The 20895-nt window shown below is 37.5% G+C and carries 12 protein-coding genes, 28 tRNA genes and 3 rRNA genes; 3 read left to right on the forward strand and 40 right to left on the reverse strand.

The annotated features are described in order from the left end of the window. Positions 1-9 precede the first annotated feature (9 nt). The 34 genes from AA076_RS09555 to bcp all read right to left on the reverse strand — a co-directional run bounded on the left by AA076_RS09555 (position 10) and on the right by bcp (position 10285). Positions 10-93: transfer RNA gene (locus AA076_RS09555), tRNA-Leu, on the reverse strand. Between the two features lie 38 nt (positions 94-131). Then, positions 132-206: transfer RNA gene (locus tag AA076_RS16020), tRNA-Gly, on the reverse strand. Positions 207-309: 103 nt separating this feature from the next. Next, positions 310-384 (reverse strand) — tRNA-Gly (locus AA076_RS09560). 7 nt (positions 385-391) lie between these two features. Beyond that, positions 392-465: transfer RNA gene (locus tag AA076_RS09565), tRNA-Cys, on the reverse strand. A 5-nt stretch (positions 466-470) separates the two neighbouring features. After that, positions 471-542, reverse strand: a tRNA-Gln gene (locus tag AA076_RS09570). Between the two features lie 11 nt (positions 543-553). Further along, positions 554-626, reverse strand: a tRNA-His gene (locus AA076_RS09575). A 2-nt stretch (positions 627-628) separates the two neighbouring features. Continuing rightward, positions 629-702, reverse strand: a tRNA-Trp gene (locus AA076_RS09580). A 15-nt stretch (positions 703-717) separates the two neighbouring features. Then, positions 718-798: transfer RNA gene (locus AA076_RS09585), tRNA-Tyr, on the reverse strand. A 5-nt stretch (positions 799-803) separates the two neighbouring features. Beyond that, positions 804-879 (reverse strand) — tRNA-Thr (locus tag AA076_RS09590). A gap of 7 nt (positions 880-886) precedes the next feature. Continuing rightward, positions 887-959, reverse strand: a tRNA-Phe gene (locus tag AA076_RS09595). A gap of 18 nt (positions 960-977) precedes the next feature. Continuing rightward, positions 978-1053: transfer RNA gene (locus AA076_RS09600), tRNA-Asp, on the reverse strand. 9 nt (positions 1054-1062) lie between these two features. Next, a tRNA-Met gene (locus AA076_RS09605) sits at positions 1063-1136 on the reverse strand. Positions 1137-1150: 14 nt separating this feature from the next. After that, positions 1151-1243, reverse strand: a tRNA-Ser gene (locus tag AA076_RS09610). Between the two features lie 38 nt (positions 1244-1281). Next, positions 1282-1357, reverse strand: a tRNA-Asp gene (locus tag AA076_RS09615). A gap of 10 nt (positions 1358-1367) precedes the next feature. Further along, positions 1368-1457 (reverse strand) — tRNA-Ser (locus AA076_RS09620). Positions 1458-1466: 9 nt separating this feature from the next. Then, positions 1467-1540 (reverse strand) — tRNA-Ile (locus AA076_RS09625). A gap of 28 nt (positions 1541-1568) precedes the next feature. Next, positions 1569-1642: transfer RNA gene (locus AA076_RS09630), tRNA-Met, on the reverse strand. Between the two features lie 21 nt (positions 1643-1663). After that, positions 1664-1739 (reverse strand) — tRNA-Ala (locus AA076_RS09635). Positions 1740-1756: 17 nt separating this feature from the next. Then, positions 1757-1830 (reverse strand) — tRNA-Pro (locus AA076_RS09640). Between the two features lie 9 nt (positions 1831-1839). Further along, a tRNA-Arg gene (locus tag AA076_RS09645) sits at positions 1840-1913 on the reverse strand. 18 nt (positions 1914-1931) lie between these two features. Further along, positions 1932-2020 (reverse strand) — tRNA-Leu (locus AA076_RS09650). Positions 2021-2030: 10 nt separating this feature from the next. Further along, positions 2031-2105: transfer RNA gene (locus AA076_RS09655), tRNA-Gly, on the reverse strand. 3 nt (positions 2106-2108) lie between these two features. Next, a tRNA-Leu gene (locus tag AA076_RS09660) sits at positions 2109-2190 on the reverse strand. A 3-nt stretch (positions 2191-2193) separates the two neighbouring features. After that, positions 2194-2269 (reverse strand) — tRNA-Lys (locus AA076_RS09665). Between the two features lie 5 nt (positions 2270-2274). Then, positions 2275-2350, reverse strand: a tRNA-Thr gene (locus AA076_RS09670). 16 nt (positions 2351-2366) lie between these two features. Next, a tRNA-Val gene (locus AA076_RS09675) sits at positions 2367-2442 on the reverse strand. Between the two features lie 11 nt (positions 2443-2453). Beyond that, positions 2454-2568, reverse strand: a 5S ribosomal RNA gene (rrf, locus tag AA076_RS09680). A gap of 72 nt (positions 2569-2640) precedes the next feature. Continuing rightward, positions 2641-5563 (reverse strand): 23S ribosomal RNA (locus tag AA076_RS09685). A 213-nt stretch (positions 5564-5776) separates the two neighbouring features. Beyond that, positions 5777-5852 (reverse strand) — tRNA-Ala (locus tag AA076_RS09690). A gap of 18 nt (positions 5853-5870) precedes the next feature. After that, positions 5871-5947: transfer RNA gene (locus tag AA076_RS09695), tRNA-Ile, on the reverse strand. 91 nt (positions 5948-6038) lie between these two features. Then, positions 6039-7590 (reverse strand): 16S ribosomal RNA (locus tag AA076_RS09700). Together the 16S, 23S and 5S rRNA genes with 28 tRNA genes alongside form the textbook arrangement of a ribosomal RNA operon. 740 nt (positions 7591-8330) lie before the next feature. Further along, positions 8331-8777, reverse strand: a complete 447-nt coding sequence (perR, locus tag AA076_RS09705; protein WP_000110011.1) for a peroxide-responsive transcriptional repressor PerR — start codon at positions 8775-8777, stop codon at positions 8331-8333. A 96-nt stretch (positions 8778-8873) separates the two neighbouring features. Beyond that, on the reverse strand, positions 8874-9824 hold the full coding sequence (locus AA076_RS09710) for a phosphoglycerate dehydrogenase (protein ID WP_000869455.1): 951 nt from the start codon (positions 9822-9824) through the stop codon (positions 8874-8876). A 5-nt stretch (positions 9825-9829) separates the two neighbouring features. Continuing rightward, positions 9830-10285, reverse strand: a complete 456-nt coding sequence (gene bcp / locus AA076_RS09715) for a thioredoxin-dependent thiol peroxidase (RefSeq protein ID WP_000939521.1) — start codon at positions 10283-10285, stop codon at positions 9830-9832. A gap of 80 nt (positions 10286-10365) precedes the next feature. Between bcp and AA076_RS09720 the strand changes: the two genes are divergently transcribed. Then, a complete protein-coding gene (locus tag AA076_RS09720) occupies positions 10366-11655 on the forward strand; it encodes a glutamate-1-semialdehyde 2,1-aminomutase (protein WP_001011598.1) in 1290 nt (429 codons plus the stop codon). Positions 11656-11947: 292 nt separating this feature from the next. Next, the gene (locus AA076_RS09725; protein ID WP_001236371.1) at positions 11948-13042 is read left to right on the forward strand and encodes an FUSC family protein; all 1095 of its coding nucleotides are present in this window, start codon (positions 11948-11950) and stop codon (positions 13040-13042) included. 89 nt (positions 13043-13131) lie between these two features. Here the strand turns inward: AA076_RS09725 and AA076_RS15270 are convergent, their stop codons facing one another. The 4 genes from AA076_RS15270 to mutY all read right to left on the reverse strand — a co-directional run bounded on the left by AA076_RS15270 (position 13132) and on the right by mutY (position 17141). Next, complete coding sequence (locus AA076_RS15270) at positions 13132-13224, reverse strand: hypothetical protein (protein WP_001791878.1); 93 nt, start codon at positions 13222-13224, stop codon at positions 13132-13134. 8 nt (positions 13225-13232) lie between these two features. Then, the gene (locus tag AA076_RS09735) at positions 13233-14969 is read right to left on the reverse strand and encodes an SAV1866 family putative multidrug efflux ABC transporter (protein WP_000597238.1); all 1737 of its coding nucleotides are present in this window, start codon (positions 14967-14969) and stop codon (positions 13233-13235) included. Between the two features lie 290 nt (positions 14970-15259). Further along, positions 15260-15802 carry a nucleoside tri-diphosphate phosphatase gene (gene ntdP, locus AA076_RS09740; protein ID WP_000251253.1) on the reverse strand — a complete coding sequence of 181 codons (543 nt, stop codon included), beginning with the start codon at positions 15800-15802 and terminating at the stop codon, positions 15260-15262. Positions 15803-16103: 301 nt separating this feature from the next. Then, entirely contained in the window at positions 16104-17141 is a 1038-nt protein-coding gene (mutY, locus tag AA076_RS09745; protein ID WP_000284752.1) for an A/G-specific adenine glycosylase, read from the reverse strand. A 151-nt stretch (positions 17142-17292) separates the two neighbouring features. Between mutY and AA076_RS09750 the strand changes: the two genes are divergently transcribed. Next, the gene (locus tag AA076_RS09750; RefSeq protein ID WP_000379098.1) at positions 17293-18270 is read left to right on the forward strand and encodes a metal-dependent hydrolase; all 978 of its coding nucleotides are present in this window, start codon (positions 17293-17295) and stop codon (positions 18268-18270) included. 260 nt (positions 18271-18530) lie between these two features. Here the strand turns inward: AA076_RS09750 and AA076_RS09760 are convergent, their stop codons facing one another. After that, positions 18531-19367, reverse strand: coding sequence for a membrane protein (locus AA076_RS09760; RefSeq protein WP_000886468.1), 837 nt, complete (start codon positions 19365-19367; stop codon positions 18531-18533). Between the two features lie 8 nt (positions 19368-19375). Further along, entirely contained in the window at positions 19376-20893 is a 1518-nt protein-coding gene (locus tag AA076_RS09765; RefSeq protein WP_000535834.1) for an ABC transporter ATP-binding protein, read from the reverse strand. Between the last annotated feature and the right edge of the window lie 2 nt (positions 20894-20895).

A 20895-nucleotide genomic window follows, 5' to 3' on the forward strand; every position in this document is an offset into this window, starting at 1 on the left:
AGTTAATTATACCGGTGGTCGGGGTCGAACCGACACTCCACAAGTGGAACGGGATTTTGAGTCCCGCGCGTCTGCCAATTCCGCCACACCGGCTTAATGGTAAACAAAAAACTTCCCTTTGGAAGCAATTATGGAGCGGAAGATAGGATTTACACCTATACCTCGTTCCGGGAAGGAACGTGTTCTAAAAGTTGAACTACTCCCGCAAATATTAAATTATGGAGCGGAAGATAGGATTTACACCTATACCTCATTCCAGGAAGGAATGTATTCTAAGAGTTGAAATACTCCCGCATTATTATTAAATTATGGAGCGGAAGATAGGATTTGCACCTATACCTCGTTCCGGGAAGGAACGTGTTCTAAAAGTTGAACTACTCCCGCATAAACCTGGAGGCGGCAACCGGATTTGAACCGGTGATAAAGGTTTTGCAGACCTCTGCCTTACCACTTGGCTATGCCGCCAATAACTGGGCTAGCTGGATTCGAACCAACGAGTGACGGAGTCAAAGTCCGTTGCCTTACCGCTTGGCTATAGCCCATTAATAATAAGGGCGGCTGAAGGGGATCGAACCCTCGAATGTCGGAACCACAATCCGATGTGTTAACCACTTCACCACAGCCGCCATGGCAGGGGCAGTAGGAATCGAACCCACACCAAAGGTTTTGGAGACCTCTATTCTACCGTTGAACTATGCCCCTATTAAAAATAATAAATGGAGGGGGGCAGATTCGAACTGCCGAACCCGAAGGAGCGGATTTACAGTCCGCCGCGTTTAGCCACTTCGCTACCCCTCCATAAATGGTGCCGGCCAGAGGACTTGAACCCCCAACCTACTGATTACAAGTCAGTTGCTCTACCAATTGAGCTAGGCCGGCTAAGAAATGGTTCAGGACAGAGTCGAACTGCCGACACATGGAGCTTCAATCCATTGCTCTACCAACTGAGCTACTGAACCATAATAAAAATGTAATGATGGCGGTCTCGACGGGAATCGAACCCGCGATCTCCTGCGTGACAGGCAGGCGTGTTAACCGCTACACTACGAGACCTATAAAATATTGCGGGAGGCGGATTTGAACCACCGACCTTCGGGTTATGAGCCCGACGAGCTACCGAACTGCTCCATCCCGCGATAATAAAAAATAATGGCGGAGGAAGAGGGATTCGAACCCCCGCGGCCCGTTAAGGCCCTGTCGGTTTTCAAGACCGATCCCTTCAGCCGGACTTGGGTATTCCTCCATTATTATAGGTAAATCGCTATTAATTATAAAATTAAATGGCGGTCTCGACGGGAATCGAACCCGCGATCTCCTGCGTGACAGGCAGGCGTGTTAACCGCTACACTACGAGACCATTAGTAAAACGGAGGAAGAGGGATTCGAACCCCCGCGAGCCGTTAAGCCCCTGTCGGTTTTCAAGACCGATCCCTTCAGCCGGACTTGGGTATTCCTCCAAAATTATATGGACCTTGCAGGACTCGAACCTGCGACCGAACGGTTATGAGCCGTTAGCTCTAACCAACTGAGCTAAAGGTCCTAAATATAATTTTACAACTAATAAATAGTGGCGGTGGAGGGGATCGAACCCCCGACCTCACGGGTATGAACCGTACGCTCTAGCCAGCTGAGCTACACCGCCTTATATAGTTTGTAAATAATATGGTGGAGACTAGCGGGATCGAACCGCTGACCTCCTGCGTGCAAAGCAGGCGCTCTCCCAGCTGAGCTAAGCCCCCATAATAATTACAGTATATCGGGAAGACAGGATTCGAACCTGCGACCCCTTGGTCCCAAACCAAGTGCTCTACCAAGCTGAGCTACTTCCCGTATAATTAACGCGCCCGATAGGAGTCGAACCCATAACCTCTTGATCCGTAGTCAAACGCTCTATCCAATTGAGCTACGGGCGCATATGTTTTTATTGAAAATGGTGCCGAGGACCGGAATCGAACCGGTACGGTGATCACTCACCGCAGGATTTTAAGTCCTGTGCGTCTGCCAGTTCCGCCACCCCGGCACTATAAAAATGGAGCAGAAGACGGGATTCGAACCCGCGACCCCAACCTTGGCAAGGTTGTATTCTACCGCTGAACTACTTCTGCATATGCGGGTGAAGGGAGTCGAACCCCCACGCCGTAAGGCGCTAGATCCTAAGTCTAGTGCGTCTGCCAATTCCGCCACACCCGCAAATGGTGAGCCATAGAGGATTCGAACCTCTGACCCTCTGATTAAAAGTCAGATGCTCTACCAACTGAGCTAATGGCTCTTCCATGGTGCCGGCCAGAGGACTTGAACCCCCAACCTACTGATTACAAGTCAGTTGCTCTACCAATTGAGCTAGGCCGGCAATATGTAAGAATAAATGGTGGAGAATGACGGGTTCGAACCGCCGACCCTCTGCTTGTAAGGCAGATGCTCTCCCAGCTGAGCTAATTCTCCGATTTAAAACTGCCTGGCAACGTTCTACTCTAGCGGAACGTAAGTTCGACTACCATCGACGCTAAGGAGCTTAACTTCTGTGTTCGGCATGGGAACAGGTGTGACCTCCTTGCTATAGTCACCAGACATATGAATGTAATTTATACATTCAAAACTAGATAGTAAGTAAAAGTGATTTTGCTTCGCAAAACATTTATTTTGATTAAGTCTTCGATCGATTAGTATTCGTCAGCTCCACATGTCACCATGCTTCCACCTCGAACCTATTAACCTCATCATCTTTGAGGGATCTTATAACCGAAGTTGGGAAATCTCATCTTGAGGGGGGCTTCATGCTTAGATGCTTTCAGCACTTATCCCGTCCACACATAGCTACCCAGCTATGCCGTTGGCACGACAACTGGTACACCAGAGGTATGTCCATCCCGGTCCTCTCGTACTAAGGACAGCTCCTCTCAAATTTCCTACGCCCACGACGGATAGGGACCGAACTGTCTCACGACGTTCTGAACCCAGCTCGCGTACCGCTTTAATGGGCGAACAGCCCAACCCTTGGGACCGACTACAGCCCCAGGATGCGATGAGCCGACATCGAGGTGCCAAACCTCCCCGTCGATGTGAACTCTTGGGGGAGATAAGCCTGTTATCCCCGGGGTAGCTTTTATCCGTTGAGCGATGGCCCTTCCATGCGGAACCACCGGATCACTAAGTCCGTCTTTCGACCCTGCTCGACTTGTAGGTCTCGCAGTCAAGCTCCCTTATGCCTTTACACTCTATGAATGATTTCCAACCATTCTGAGGGAACCTTTGAGCGCCTCCGTTACCTTTTAGGAGGCGACCGCCCCAGTCAAACTGCCCGCCTGACACTGTCTCCCACCACGATAAGTGGTGCGGGTTAGAAAGCCAACACAGCTAGGGTAGTATCCCACCAGCGCCTCCACGTAAGCTAGCGCTCACGTTTCAAAGGCTCCTACCTATCCTGTACAAGCTGTGCCGAATTTCAATATCAGGCTACAGTAAAGCTCCACGGGGTCTTTCCGTCCTGTCGCGGGTAACCTGCATCTTCACAGGTACTATGATTTCACCGAGTCTCTCGTTGAGACAGTGCCCAAATCGTTACGCCTTTCGTGCGGGTCGGAACTTACCCGACAAGGAATTTCGCTACCTTAGGACCGTTATAGTTACGGCCGCCGTTTACTGGGGCTTCGATTCGTAGCTTCGCAGAAGCTAACCACTCCTCTTAACCTTCCAGCACCGGGCAGGCGTCAGCCCCTATACATCACCTTACGGTTTAGCAGAGACCTGTGTTTTTGATAAACAGTCGCTTGGGCCTATTCACTGCGGCTCTTCTGGGCGTTAACCCTAAAGAGCACCCCTTCTCCCGAAGTTACGGGGTCATTTTGCCGAGTTCCTTAACGAGAGTTCGCTCGCTCACCTTAGAATTCTCATCTTGACTACCTGTGTCGGTTTGCGGTACGGGCACCTATTTTCTATCTAGAGGCTTTTCTCGGCAGTGTGAAATCAACGACTCGAAGACACAATGTCTTCTCCCCATCACAGCTCAGCCTTAACGAGTACCGGATTTGCCTAATACTCAGCCTTACTGCTTAGACGTGCAATCCAATCGCACGCTTCGCCTATCCTACTGCGTCCCCCCATCGATTAAAACGATTATAGGTGGTACAGGAATATCAACCTGTTATCCATCGCCTACGCCTGTCGGCCTCAGCTTAGGACCCGACTAACCCAGAGCGGACGAGCCTTCCTCTGGAAACCTTAGTCAATCGGTGGACGGGATTCTCACCCGTCTTTCGCTACTCACACCGGCATTCTCACTTCTAAGCGCTCCACATGTCCTTACGATCATGCTTCAACGCCCTTAGAACGCTCTCCTACCATTGTCCAAAGGACAATCCACAGCTTCGGTAATATGTTTAGCCCCGGTACATTTTCGGCGCAGTGTCACTCGACTAGTGAGCTATTACGCACTCTTTAAATGATGGCTGCTTCTAAGCCAACATCCTAGTTGTCTGGGCAACGCCACATCCTTTTCCACTTAACATATATTTTGGGACCTTAGCTGGTGGTCTGGGCTGTTTCCCTTTCGAACACGGACCTTATCACCCATGTTCTGACTCCCAAGTTAAATTAATTGGCATTCGGAGTTTGTCTGAATTCGGTAACCCGAGAGGGGCCCCTCGTCCAAACAGTGCTCTACCTCCAATAATCATCACTTGAGGCTAGCCCTAAAGCTATTTCGGAGAGAACCAGCTATCTCCAGGTTCGATTGGAATTTCTCCGCTACCCTCAGTTCATCCGCTCACTTTTCAACGTAAGTCGGTTCGGTCCTCCATTCAGTGTTACCTGAACTTCAACCTGACCAAGGGTAGATCACCTGGTTTCGGGTCTACGACCAAATACTAAACGCCCTATTCAGACTCGCTTTCGCTACGGCTCCACATTTACTGCTTAACCTTGCATCAAATCGTAACTCGCCGGTTCATTCTACAAAAGGCACGCCATCACCCATTAACGGGCTCTGACTACTTGTAAGCACACGGTTTCAGGTTCTATTTCACTCCCCTTCCGGGGTGCTTTTCACCTTTCCCTCACGGTACTGGTTCACTATCGGTCACTAGAGAGTATTTAGCCTTAGGAGATGGTCCTCCCAGATTCCGACGGAATTTCACGTGTTCCGTCGTACTCAGGATCCACTCAAGAGAGACAACATTTTCGACTACAGGATTATTACCTTCTTTGATTCATCTTTCCAGATGATTCGTCTAATGTCGTCCTTTGTAACTCCGTATAGAGTGTCCTACAACCCCAACAAGCAAGCTTGTTGGTTTGGGCTCTTCCCGTTTCGCTCGCCGCTACTAAGGGAATCGAATTTTCTTTCTCTTCCTCCGGGTACTAAGATGTTTCAGTTCTCCGGGTGTGCCTTCTGATATGCTATGTATTCACATATCGATAACATGACATAACTCATGCTGGGTTTCCCCATTCGGAAATCTCTGGATCAAAGCTTACTTACAGCTCCCCAAAGCATATCGTCGTTAGTAACGTCCTTCATCGGCTTCTAGTGCCAAGGCATCCACCGTGCGCCCTTAATAACTTAATCTATGTTTCCACCATTTTTATAAGTCAAACGTTAACATGAAGTTACGTTCTTTTATAAAAAGATTTAAACGCGTTATTAATCTTGTGAGTGTTCTTTCGAACACTAGCGATTATTTCTTATGAATTCAAGCTTATTTAAAACTCTTTATTCACTCGGTTTTGCTTGGTAAAATCTATATTTTACTTACTTATCTAGTTTTCAATGTACAAATAATGGTGGAGACTAGCGGGATCGAACCGCTGACCTCCTGCGTGCAAAGCAGGCGCTCTCCCAGCTGAGCTAAGCCCCCAAATAGGTATTAAATTAATGGTGGGCCTAAGTGGACTCGAACCACCGACCTCACGCTTATCAGGCGTGCGCTCTAACCAGCTGAGCTATAGGCCCATTAATTTGAATGAACAAACATTCAAAACTGAATACAATATGTCACGTTATTCCGCATCTTCTGAAGAAGATGTTCCGAATATATCCTTAGAAAGGAGGTGATCCAGCCGCACCTTCCGATACGGCTACCTTGTTACGACTTCACCCCAATCATTTGTCCCACCTTCGACGGCTAGCTCCTAAAAGGTTACTCCACCGGCTTCGGGTGTTACAAACTCTCGTGGTGTGACGGGCGGTGTGTACAAGACCCGGGAACGTATTCACCGTAGCATGCTGATCTACGATTACTAGCGATTCCAGCTTCATGTAGTCGAGTTGCAGACTACAATCCGAACTGAGAACAACTTTATGGGATTTGCTTGACCTCACGGTTTCGCTGCCCTTTGTATTGTCCATTGTAGCACGTGTGTAGCCCAAATCATAAGGGGCATGATGATTTGACGTCATCCCCACCTTCCTCCGGTTTGTCACCGGCAGTCAACTTAGAGTGCCCAACTTAATGATGGCAACTAAGCTTAAGGGTTGCGCTCGTTGCGGGACTTAACCCAACATCTCACGACACGAGCTGACGACAACCATGCACCACCTGTCACTTTGTCCCCCGAAGGGGAAAGCTCTATCTCTAGAGTTGTCAAAGGATGTCAAGATTTGGTAAGGTTCTTCGCGTTGCTTCGAATTAAACCACATGCTCCACCGCTTGTGCGGGTCCCCGTCAATTCCTTTGAGTTTCAACCTTGCGGTCGTACTCCCCAGGCGGAGTGCTTAATGCGTTAGCTGCAGCACTAAGGGGCGGAAACCCCCTAACACTTAGCACTCATCGTTTACGGCGTGGACTACCAGGGTATCTAATCCTGTTTGATCCCCACGCTTTCGCACATCAGCGTCAGTTACAGACCAGAAAGTCGCCTTCGCCACTGGTGTTCCTCCATATCTCTGCGCATTTCACCGCTACACATGGAATTCCACTTTCCTCTTCTGCACTCAAGTTTTCCAGTTTCCAATGACCCTCCACGGTTGAGCCGTGGGCTTTCACATCAGACTTAAAAAACCGCCTACGCGCGCTTTACGCCCAATAATTCCGGATAACGCTTGCCACCTACGTATTACCGCGGCTGCTGGCACGTAGTTAGCCGTGGCTTTCTGATTAGGTACCGTCAAGATGTGCACAGTTACTTACACATATGTTCTTCCCTAATAACAGAGTTTTACGATCCGAAGACCTTCATCACTCACGCGGCGTTGCTCCGTCAGGCTTTCGCCCATTGCGGAAGATTCCCTACTGCTGCCTCCCGTAGGAGTCTGGACCGTGTCTCAGTTCCAGTGTGGCCGATCACCCTCTCAGGTCGGCTATGCATCGTTGCCTTGGTAAGCCGTTACCTTACCAACTAGCTAATGCAGCGCGGATCCATCTATAAGTGACAGCAAGACCGTCTTTCACTTTTGAACCATGCGGTTCAAAATATTATCCGGTATTAGCTCCGGTTTCCCGAAGTTATCCCAGTCTTATAGGTAGGTTATCCACGTGTTACTCACCCGTCCGCCGCTAACATCAGAGAAGCAAGCTTCTCGTCCGTTCGCTCGACTTGCATGTATTAGGCACGCCGCCAGCGTTCATCCTGAGCCAGGATCAAACTCTCCATAAAAATTATGATGTTTGATTAGCTCATAAATACTAAATAATGTTTGTAACTTATAGTTACGTTTTTGGAATTAACGTTGACATATTGTCATTCAGTTTTCAATGTTCGTTTGTCACTTACAAGATTTAATTATAACTCGTAAGTTTTTGTAAGTCAAGAATTATTTTTAATTATTTTATTTCTAAAAAATAAATTTCCTAACTCAATTAATTCAACAAATATTATTTTAATATGTATTTGTTCGAATTTCAATAGTCAAATTTACACTTTATTAATATTTTAAATCAACAACTTAAAACATTTGTTTTTTAAATATTAGTGCCGTTTGACGACTTTTATATAATATCAAGTTATTCTAGTAGAGTCAACATAAAACAACACTTATTTTTGTTTAAAAATTACTGTTGAAGGGATTATTTTCTATTCGTAAGTACTATATGTATTTAAAGTGTAATTCCTTATGCTTTTTACTTCAGTTTTACAAACAAACTTATACTCACTTTATGGATAGTTATTTAGTAGACCTTCGTTTGAATATTTTTATGTTTATTTATAAAGGATACTAGTTATTAGTTAATACCACTTCCGTAGTTAGAATATTCTTTTCTTCAATTTAAATATTTTTCAGAATAAGCATAAAAAAAAGTTAAACAACTTTCATGTCGTTTAACTTCTTAAATATTACGCTTACTTATATGAAGTAAGCTAACGCTTTTTTAATTTGTCATACTACCAAAGTTAAATTATTTATCTTGGCATTCTTTACAAACTCCATAAATTTCCATTCGATGATGTGTTACGTCAAAGTCAGTCATATGCTGAGCTAATCTTTCAATTTCATTTAACTGTGGATATTGAAAATCAACAATCTTACCACATTGTTCACATATAATATGATAATGATTATGTGTATTAAAGTCGAATCGACTTGATGAGTCTCCATATGTTAATTCTTTTACAATTCCAATATCTTTAAACACTCTTAAGTTATTATATATTGTCGCAACACTTATATTTGGAAAATCAGGTGAAAGTGCTTGATAAATTTCATCAGCTGTTGGATGAGTATGTGAAGAAATTAAATAACGTAATATTGCTTGTCTTTGAGGTGTAATTCTTACGCCTGCTTGTCGCAATGATGCAATTGATTCTTCTAGTTCATGTTCAATTGATTCTATTTCAACACTCATCTATATCACCATCTTTCTTATATAATAATTATTATTACTTACTATAAATATAACTGTAGTATTGCGCGCGTGTCAATATTTACATGATGATTTCATTTAATAGCCTTTTTTAGCATCAACTTCATTCTCAATTAGACCATTCTTATTGAGAAAATTAACTAGATTGTTTTTAAAAATATCTAATAAGTCATACTTTGCTTCATAATCATTACCAGTTATATGCGCTGTTATAGTTACATTATCCAATTCATATAATTCATGATTAGGTTTCAAAGGTTCATTTTCAAACACATCTAAATATGCATGTCGAATAACTTTACTTTTTAATACTTCTATTAAGAGCGCTTCTTTAACTATGCTACCTCGTCCTATATTTATAAAAAGTGCTTCATCTTTCATTAATTCAAAATGTTTTTTCTTTAGTAAATGAATCGTTTCTTGCGTTTCTGGTAAAGCATTTATAATAATGTCAGCATTTGGTAATGTGCTTTCAAGTGATTCGATAGTATATATCTCGTCAAACTCATCTTTGTTCTGACCTGACTTGCTCAGACCAATTAAATTCATATTAAAAGCCTTTGCTAACTTCGCAGTTCTAGTAGCAATTGCACCTGTACCTAAAAATAAAACTGTTTGTCCTGATAGGCGTTTACCAGTTATTTTCGAATCATATATATGTTGTCGTTGGTTATCATATGATAGTTTCATCTTTTTATAATCATCTAAAATGAAAGCTAAAATGTATTCAGATAATTGTTTAGCTTGAACACCTTTTCCATTAGTTAAAAGTATGCCGTGATCTGCAATATAATCTAACGGCAATGTATTTACACCCGTTGCAAACCATGCAATCCATTTTAAATTCGGGCAACGTCGTAAAAATGCCTCATTGATACCGCCATCATAACCAACTAATATATCTAAATCAGCCAAGTCGCTCTCAGGTATTTCTGATGCTTTTTTATAAAATTTAAAATCTAAATCTGAAAAGCGTTGTTGTAATTCAGTTTCAACTTCACGCATACGATTTAACCCAACAACTTTCATATATGTCACCCCAAAATGTTTTTAAGTTCTTCTATTTGTGTTTTAACCTTAACCTTCTCGATAACATCTAATACTTTACCTTGTTCATCTATTATAAAAGTCGTTCTTACAATGCCCATACTTTCTTTGCCAAATGATTTTTTTAACTGATATACGCCAGTTTCTTTAGCTAATTTAAAATCTTCATCTACTAATAAATCGAAATTCAATCCGTGTTTCTCAATAAAATTTTGGTGTTTTTTCTTTGAATCACCGCTTATACCATATACTGCAACATCTAAATCATTGAACATTTCTAAATTGTCTCTAAAGTCACAAGCTTCTGTGGTACAAGTAGGTGTATTATCTCTAGGATAAAAATATATAATCGCCTTTTTACCTTTTAATGTATCATTTGTAATGACAGTTCCGTCTTGATTTTCTAATTTAAATATTGGAAATTGTTCTCCTTTTTGCAACATATAATCACCTTTTTCTTCATTATAATAATTTTATGATACGATATTAGATGAAAATATTAAATTAAAAGAGGTTGATATAAATGAATTTTAGTGAAAGTGAACGTTTACAACAACTTTCAAACGAATATATTCTAGGCGGTGTCAATTCCCCTTCTCGTTCTTATAAAGCTGTAGGAGGCGGTGCACCTGTTGTTATGAAAGAAGGACACGGTGCATATTTATATGATGTCGATGGCAATAAATTTATTGATTACCTTCAAGCATACGGTCCAATTATTACGGGGCATGCACATCCTCATATTACTAAAGCAATTCAAGAACAAGCTGCTAAAGGTGTTTTATTTGGTACACCGACTGAATTAGAAATTGAATTCAGCAAAAAATTACGTGATGCAATTCCATCTCTTGAGAAAATTCGCTTTGTAAATTCTGGAACAGAAGCAGTCATGACAACAATTCGTGTTGCACGTGCATATACTAAAAGAAATAAAATTATAAAATTTGCTGGATCTTATCATGGCCATTCTGATTTAGTATTGGTTGCAGCAGGTAGCGGCCCATCTCAGCTCGGTTCTCCAGACTCAGCTGGTGTTCCAGAAAGCGTCGCACGTGAAGTCATTACTGTACCTTTCAATGATATTAACGCCTATAAAGAAGCAATTGAATTTTGGGGTGATGAAATTGCCGCAGTATTAGTAGAACCAATTGTTGGTAACTTTGGAATGGTAATGCCTCAACCTGGATTTTTAGAAGAGGTTAATGAAATTTCACATAACAATGGGACCCTAGTGATTTATGATGAAGTAATTACTGCATTCCGTTTCCATTACGGTGCCGCTCAAGATTTATTAGGTGTTATCCCTGATTTAACTGCATTTGGTAAAATTGTTGGCGGTGGTTTACCAATTGGAGGCTATGGTGGACGTCAAGATATTATGGAACAAGTAGCACCTCTAGGACCTGCATATCAAGCTGGTACAATGGCTGGTAACCCGTTATCTATGAAAGCAGGTATTGCATTACTCGAAGTACTAGAACAAGACGGTGTTTATGAAAAATTAGACAGCTTAGGCCAACAACTAGAAGAAGGTTTACTTAAATTAATCGAAAAACATAATATCACAGCTACAATTAATCGTATTTATGGATCTTTAACATTGTACTTTACAGATGAAAAAGTCACACATTATGATCAAGTTGAACATTCTGACGGCGAAGCGTTCGGTAAATTTTTCAAATTAATGTTAAATCAAGGTATCAATTTAGCACCTTCTAAGTTTGAAGCTTGGTTCTTAACAACTGAACATACAGAAGAAGATATTAAACAAACTTTAAAAGCTGCAGACTATGCTTTTAGTCAAATGAAATAACTTTTAAGGAAGTATATTTTTAATTGAATTAAAATAAAGCAAATGCTCACATAGTAGATTCATTTTATATCGTTAACTATTAACGTTTAACTTGATATGTCACTATGTGAGTTTTTATTTTACAAATTTATACTATTTTAATCTCTGACTAAAGTTTTACATCGCTATCAGTATTATGTATGATTTATTTTAACAACTATAAATAAGCTTGAATTTTGTAACTAGTAAGTGTATAACAGTAATGAATACGAATATTAGATATTCAATAAACTTAAAAGGGGCGTCATTATTTTTGAGACTAGGAGCTCGGATTTTTAAAACTGGTATAGCCATTATTTTAGCTATGTCTATCGCTTCTTTACTACCGGATGATGTTGGTCTGAAAGCCTTAGCTGGTGTCAGTGCTGTTGTTGCAATGCAACCTAGTATTTATCGTTCATTTAAAACAGTTTCTGATCAAGCATTGGGTAACATTATAGGTGCCATACTATCTGTTACAATGGTAACAATTTTTAGTGATAATTTTATCATTATGGGTGTTACCGTCATAGTACTTATTGCTATTTTATTTAAATTTAATTTAGCACATGTTGCTACTTTGGCGAGTGTAACAGCATTAATCATTATGGGACAACATACCGGTTCTTTCTATATTACCGCCTTTTACAGGTTTGTACTTGTAATGATTGGTGTCATAAGTTCATCTCTAGTTAACTTTGTGTTTCTACCACCTAAATTTGAAACAAAAATTTACTATAATTCATTAAATATATCCTCAGATATTTTTATGTGGTTTAAATTAGTATTAAATGATACGACGGAGTTTAATAATATTAAACAAGATAGTCATAATTTAAAACAACGTGTCGAAAAGTTAGAGAAAATTTATGATTACTATAGCGAAGAACGTCCTATTACAAAAAAACATATTCACCAACAGAATAGAAAGAAAATACTTTTCAGAGAAGTAGTTCAGACGACTAGACAAGCTTATGAAGTATTAAACAAATTGTCGCGTTATCAAAACGACTTATATTTACTTAATAACAATTTCCTATTACAAATCAAATTAGATTTAGATTCATTAACTGCTTTTCACGAGCAAATTTTAGCTAGCCTTTCTAAAAAAGCACGTTATAATGTGACACATGTTGATTATGAGTTAGATAATCCGCAGAAAAAAGATTTATTGTCCACATTTCAGCATGAGTTAATAAATCATCCTTATCAAACGGAATATTCGTTTGCCAATGTTATGCAAATTGTTGCAGCCATCGAAGAGTATCGACACCATTTAGAGCATTTAGACCGCATAAGAATTAGCTTTTTCACATATCATAGATCTGATGCAGACATTGAAATTGTTGAAGAAGACTTTGATTTATAACATTAAAACAATTTTATCAATTAATGCCACAATGAGATAAACTAATATTGAATCTCGAAATTAAATTTAAAAAAGCAGTAAGATTATTTTCAATTAAGAAAATCTCTTACTGCTTTTTCTATGTTATGACCCCACCATCCTGTTACAAATTTTCTCTTCAAGATTGTACTGAAGTCAAACAACTAATACTTTATAAGTTTTGAATGCTATATAAATGCTCGTAAGCACCTTGTTTTGCAATCAATTCACGATGCGTACCTGTTTCAACAATATGTCCATTTTCAATTACGACAATTTTGTCAGCATGTGTAATAGTGGACAAGCGATGCGCTACGATAAGTGTCGTTCGATCTTTACTCAACACATCTAATGCTTCTTGAATAATGGATTCACTTTCTAAATCAAGTGCACTTGTTGCTTCATCCAAGATAAGAATTGGCGGATTATTTAAAAATATTCTAGCAATCGATAATCTTTGTTTTTGACCACCTGATAATTTAACACCTCGTTCACCTACTTCAGTGTCATATCCCTGTGGCAAGTTCATAATAAAGTCATGTGCATTAGCCATTTTCGCCGCTTCAACTACTTCTTCATCTGTTGCTGTTGGACGACCAAGTAAAATATTTTCCTTAACTGTATCAGAGAATAAAATATTATCCTGTTGCACCAATCCTATTTGATTTCTTAAACTTCCCGTTAAAAAATCTTTAATGTTGTGACCATCTATTAAAATTTGCCCAGAAGTTACATCGTAAAATCTCGGTATTAAGTTAATTAATGTTGATTTACCACCACCACTCATACCTACGAAAGCAACTGTTTCTCCTTTTTCAATACTCAAATTAATATCTTTTAAAATTGGAGCTTCGTTATCGTTATATTGAAAACTAACATGATCAATATCAATACGACCTTGTTTAATTTCAATAGGTTGAGCACCAACACCATTTTTGATGTCATAATCTTCATCAATTAATTGGAATACACGGTCCATTGAAGCAAAACTTTGCGTTAAAGTTGTAAATGATGCGACTAAACGACGTAAAGGCCCGAACAATAACTCTAAGTATCCAACAAATGCTGCAAGTGTACCTACTGTGATTGATCCAGAAATAGCAAGATATGCACCAACACCGATGACAATAATTGGTCCAATATCTGTAACTGTATTAATTGCGGCAAAGGAATAGGCATTCCATCTTGTATGTTTCAACGCACGTGTTAGGAAATTAGTATTCTTTTTATCAAAGTTTTTCGCTTCATTGTCTTCAATCGCAAAACTTTTAACGACTGAAATACCTTGAACACGTTCATGCAAGAATCCTTGAACCTCAGCTAATGCTTGAGATCTTTCACGTGTCAATTTTCTTAATCTTCCAAAGAAAACGTACACCGTTAAAATGTAAAATGGGAAGATAAACAGTGCTGCTAAAGTCAATTTCACATCTAAAAAGAACATTATGGATAGTGCAATAATAATTGTTATACAATCTAACCAAATATTCATTAACCCGGTTAAAATGAAATCTTTTGTTTGTTCAACATCATTAATCACTCTAGATATTACTTGACCTACTTGATTATTAGCATAAAATCTCGCACTTAAAGCTTGTAAATGGTTGTATAACTTTTTACGTATATCATACAATATTTTATTACTTGTCCATTGCGCCAAATATTGACGTATAAATTCAATTGGTGGTCTCACTATTACAAAAATAAATAATGCGATACCAATGGCAATAGTTAAATGATGAACTTTTTCATCAGTCGTTAGTGCGTGGTTATTAATCACGCCATCTATTGCATATTTAATTAATAGTGGTATAAGCATTGGTATACCAAACTTAATTATCCCAACAATAATCGTTGCAAAAATACGATATTTGTATGGCTTAACAAATTGCAAATATCGTTTAATCATACAATCCCCCCTAATCTATTGCCCTATCCTATTCATAAGCATAAAAATGAATAGAGGTTGGATACATAATTTGTAGATGTAAATTCTTCTTACAATTTACATTTTTAAAATTAAGATATCTCAACCTCTGTCATATTCATGTGATTAAATACGTTGTCTTATTCGTATGTTATATTCTATTCAATTTAATCTATGGATACTGTGTCCCCACACGACAGCAAAAGTTATCATACTTCTTTACATCACTAAGTCAATATAAATGATTTAATCAGTATTTACACTTTATTTGCTTAATACTGTCTAATTTTTTTGTAACGTTCTTTCCAAACTTTGATAAAATCTGGCGCGAATGGGCCCTTCTTCTGTTCTATCCATTGTTGAAGAATGTCCACGTTGCGTCTTAAAATAATATCAATATCATGCGGATAATTCATTTGATTCATATGTTGCTCATATTCATCTTCATCTAATAAATGATACTTTCCGTTTGGATATACTTTAATATCTAAATCATAGTCTATATATTTTAATGCCTCTTCATCACAAACAAATGGTGATGACAAATTGCAATAGTAATAAATTCCATCTTCTCTAAACATGCAGATAACATTAAACCAATATTCTGAGTGAAAGTAAACAATTGCCGGTTCACGTGTTATCCAAGTTCTTCCGTCACTTTCAGTCACTAACGTATGATCATTTCCACCAATGACAACATGATCAGTACCCTTTAATATTGTTGTTTCAGACCAAACGCGATGAATCTTACCATCATGTTTATAACTCTGAATTTTAATGTTTTCCCCTTCTTTAGGTATGGATTCTCTGACCATACTCCACACCACCTTCTGTTAATTTAACCATTATAAATTATAGCATATTTCAGAAATAGTATTATATAAATACATATTTTTACGAAATAAGATTTTACTACTTAATAATTAAACTCGGTAATATTGCTAAGTACTACAACAGAGATTTACATGTCCCATTTAAAGTATATAAAATCATCACTTTTATATATCAACACTTTAACTTTTTGACATTGTTATTCTATGAGATTTAAAGATATCATTTATACTTTTTAAAATTAATGTCACTATGTTTTCCGATAATATTACCAATCATCGAATGTTACCCATTTATAAATTGATAAATCTTTGACATAGGTACAGGGAATGTATATTGATCTCGATCACTTAAATCAAACCAAATCATGTCATCTGGTAATGTTTCAATGTTAATTGCTCCTGAAACGGCGTATACTTTAATCTTCCATGTTAAATGAGTAAATTGATGCTTCAACTCAAAAATAGGTGTTTCTACTGGTTGAATGTCATGACCGATTTTTTCAGTCATTTTACGTCTAGCATGCTCACTTTCAAACATAGGAAATTGCCACATACCATGCAATAATTTTTCGCTACGCTTTTGCAACAGATATTGACCTTGATTATTTCTAATTAAAAAGACGGATTGCTCAATTACTTTTTTACTTACATTTTTAGATTTAACAGGTAACTTTTCAAATGTACCTTTATCAAATGCCTCACAGTTTTCTTGAACTGGACAAAATAAGCATAATGGATTTTTTGGTGTACAAATTAACGCCCCTAATTCCATCATAGCTTGATTAAACGTTCCAGCTTCTGTAGTAACATACGGTAATAATTCTTGTTCGTACGATTTCCTCGTCGATTGTAATTTAATATCTCGATAGTCATCATTCAATCTAGACCATACTCGAAAAACATTTCCGTCTACAGTTGCTAGTGGTACATTATATGCAATGCTCATTACTGCAGCTTGTGTGTATGGGCCAACACCTTTTAACGCTTTAAATTGATCAGGATCTTTGGGAACTAAGCCTTCATATTTATCATGAACTTCTTTAATCGCCGTATGAAAATTTCGAGCTCTACTATAATATCCTAAGCCTTCCCAATACTTTAACACTTCATCTTCCGAAGCTTGACTCAAAACTTCCACAGTTGGAAATCGTTCAACAAAACGATGATAATAGTCAATAACTGTTTTAACTTGTGTCTGTTGTAACATGACCTCACTTAACCAAATATAGTACGGATTGGTCGTTTGTCGCCATGGCATTTCTCTTTGATTTTCATCAAACCAGTGTATCAAATTTTCTTTAAAACTAGACTGCTGATACATTTATAAAACCCTTTCCTCACCAAAATTAATTGTCTTTACTCATAATGTTTTTATTGTACATTAAAATCATGGTTAGTATGTAAGTTAATTTAGTTATTTGCGAAATTGGATTATAATAGTATATATAATATTATGAAATGAGTGAACTGATATGGACACTGCAACACATATCGCAATTGGGGTGGGCCTTACAGCACTTGCAACTCAAGATCCAGCAATGGCTTCTACGTTTGGTGCAACAGCTACAACCCTTATCGTTGGTTCATTAATTCCTGATGGGGATACTGTTCTTAAATTAAAGGACAATGCAACATATATTTCGCATCATAGAGGTATCACGCATTCCATCCCTTTCACAATACTATGGCCAATTTTAATTACATTTTTAATATTCACGTTCTTTAGTGGAACCAACCCATTTCATGTATGGATGTGGGCTCAGCTCGCAGTATTTTTACATGTCTTTGTAGATATATTCAATTCTTATGGTACACAAGCGCTTAGACCTATCACAAACAAATGGATTCAATTAAGTGTGATTAACACATTTGACCCTATTATTTTCACAGTTCTTTGTATTGGTATTGTATTATGGGTTATAGGCTTGCATCCATTTGCAGTCTTCTTTCCTATAATCGCTTTACTAATCATTTATTACATGATTCGTTTTAAAATGAGAGCCGTAATTAAGCAACAAGCTTTAAAAGCAATTCAACAAGAGCATCACCCTGTTAAAGTATTTGTTGCGCCAACAATAAAATTTATGGAATGGCGTGTCGCGATACAAACTGATGCACATGACTATGTTGGAAAAGCATATGGTAGGAATGTGGTGTTTAGTGATAAAGTGGAACGTCAAACATTATCAACAGACTCCATTTTATGGAAAGTCAAAGGTAATAAAGATATACGTACTTTTTTAAACTTTTCATCAATCTATCGTTGGCAAACAACAACGTTAGCAGATGGTTCTACTGAAATTCGTTTGATTGATTTGCGTTATTTAAAAAATGATCATTATTCATTTGTGGCAATTGCACATGTAACAAACGATAATGTCATAGACCACTCTTATATTGGCTGGGTATTTACAGAAGATAAGTTACAACGTAAACTGTATGCTAAATAATTTCAAGTTATTATTCACTAAAGTTAATCTATAAAAAATGAACAACCGGGCAGAATGAAAATCAAAACGATTTTTACTCTGTCCGGTTTTTTAATGTAAAACTATGAATGCTTTTACAAAATCTAAAATTTATATTGTTGCTAACAAACTACCTTTAATGACTCGAAATATCAAAATCAGTATAGGAAAACAATATCTAGATGATATTCTAATTGTTTCTGATTCTCACAGATTAATTTACACAACAGGTCAGCTAAACATCATGAAGAAGTATCCGCCTCGTCTGTACTATCATTTGAAACATCCTGTTGATTATCAGTTTGTGTCACTTTAGATGTTTTATTATAAATTGCGTGTGTCGTATACCTTGCTAATACGAAATTTACTGCAGCTATTAAACATAAGAATAAAATAAAGTAAAAATGATATGGAATGTTTTCCATACTTGATATACCAAATATGATAGATTGTGCTATACCATTAACAATGTAATACATTGGATTTAGCATTAGGATGTGATTGATAAATACATGATTTGGATTTGGTATGAAAATAATTGGTAACAATAAGAAACACAATACACAAACCCCATAAAATATGATATTTATTTTTTCAGTTAACAGTCGAATAAGACCAAAAGTAACGGATATTAATCCTACAAAAATAGTTGCCATCACAATAAAATAGAATAGCGCTATATATGATGTTTCGAAGTTTACTGGTTTAACCAATGCACTAATCATCGTCAAAATGACTAGCATAATAAAACTTAAAATAGACATAATAACTACTGGCGTCGCTGCGGAAATATTAAATAACTTAGTAACTAAAAAGTCATTCATATAATGATGATAAGAGATATAAATTGTGAACATCACTACCGCAAAAACAATCAATACAATGATTCTAAATAACCATCTCACCTCTTTAACATCGGTCAAATGACTAAAGGAAAATAGCGTTTCACTTGCAATAATAAGTATTAAACATGCAGCTAATACGATTAGAAAACTTTTCCAACTTTGTTTTAAACGTTCTGTTACATACCTTTTAGTATGCGGTAAGTTTTTAAAATATAAAATAATATTATCTAGCATCTTTACACCTACAATTCAATATAAATCCATTTGTCTTCTTTCAAATTGGCAATACAATATCCATTCCCAACTTTAGTAATCCAAATGTTATTGTTAATATTAAACTTATCTTTTAATTCTTTTTTATCTACAATTGGATAAACAAAACCGTATAACTGATTATTATCATTGAAAAGTAATTGTATCGGTTGTTGTGTAACGGATGCAACGAAACGGTTATCATCATCAGGAACTAAAGTTTTTATAACTGAACTATGCTTTTTATGTAATTGACTATTAAAGTATGCATAGTAATTACTATAATTTGATTTCATATATGGTGCTAATTTTTTAAAACTATGCGTTTGATATAAACCTGCCGGGTTAAAATATTCTAATTTATCTTTACTAACATAGTAAGTCTTATTATCGGCGGTAACACGATAATTTTTACTATTTTCGCCAGTAATTGTAACTACACTATATTTTGGAATTGTGACTTGTTTATCCCCTTGCATATCCACACTGCCATTAAAAGCAATTCCATAAGCTAACTTTTCGCCATATGGATCTTTATTTTCATTTTGCATCGTAGCACGATTCGTAAAATCTGTTATCGAAATAATTCCTATATTATTGAAAATGAGCAACATCATCAATGCTAAGCCTAAAATAGTACCTGAGGCTAAAGTCCAAAAACGCACTAAAAACTTAGGCGGTTTTGCATGATTATAGCGCTCAACACGTTTGAAATTATAGGTCATCTCTGGTATTCTTGTACGATTCTTTTTCCAATCTAAATCAAAGTTTTCAATTTCTTCTTTTGAGTTTAGACTTAATCGATCACGTTCATGTTCTTTAAAAGATGGAATAACTTGTTTAAGTGACCCTTCCATTCTTAATTGACCATGTGAAAACCAAGCTATGTAGTTACTCACTTGTGAAATTTTATCAATATCATCACCAATTGACACAATCGTTAAATTATTTTCAATATAATCATTTGTTAATTCAATCGCACGTTCCATAAATTGTGGTGTTAAATAGTCAATAACATGATTTAAAATAATAATATTTGATTTTGATGAGCGTGCAATACTTAATAGTAATTGAGCGTATGCCGCTTTCGAAATATGGTTAACCGGCTTCGTTTTATAATCACCTAAATGTGCATATTGAATAATCTGTTCAGCTTTATGATCATTAATTTCATATGGAAATAGTTGAACTAACTGCGCTGTATAAGCTTCAACAGTTTGATGAATTAACGATTGATCTTCAATATATCCGTAGAACAAATCTTCAGTACAAACTACTTTACCTTTATCAGGTTTAATTGCACCTGCCAACAATTGACCTACCAACGCTTTGGAAGATTCAGGTTCACCAATTATACCTAATGCTTCTCCTTGATAAATATGTAAACTAATATTGTTTAAATCGATATCTTCAGCATCATATCCAAAAGGTAAATACCATTTCTTATTCTGTTTATTCCTATAGTAGTGTGTTACTTTTAGTAACTTTAAAACAATTGAACTTCCCATCT

Origin of the sequence: Staphylococcus aureus (assembly GCF_001027105.1) — a bacterium.
In the GTDB taxonomy this organism is placed as follows: domain Bacteria; phylum Bacillota; class Bacilli; order Staphylococcales; family Staphylococcaceae; genus Staphylococcus; species Staphylococcus aureus.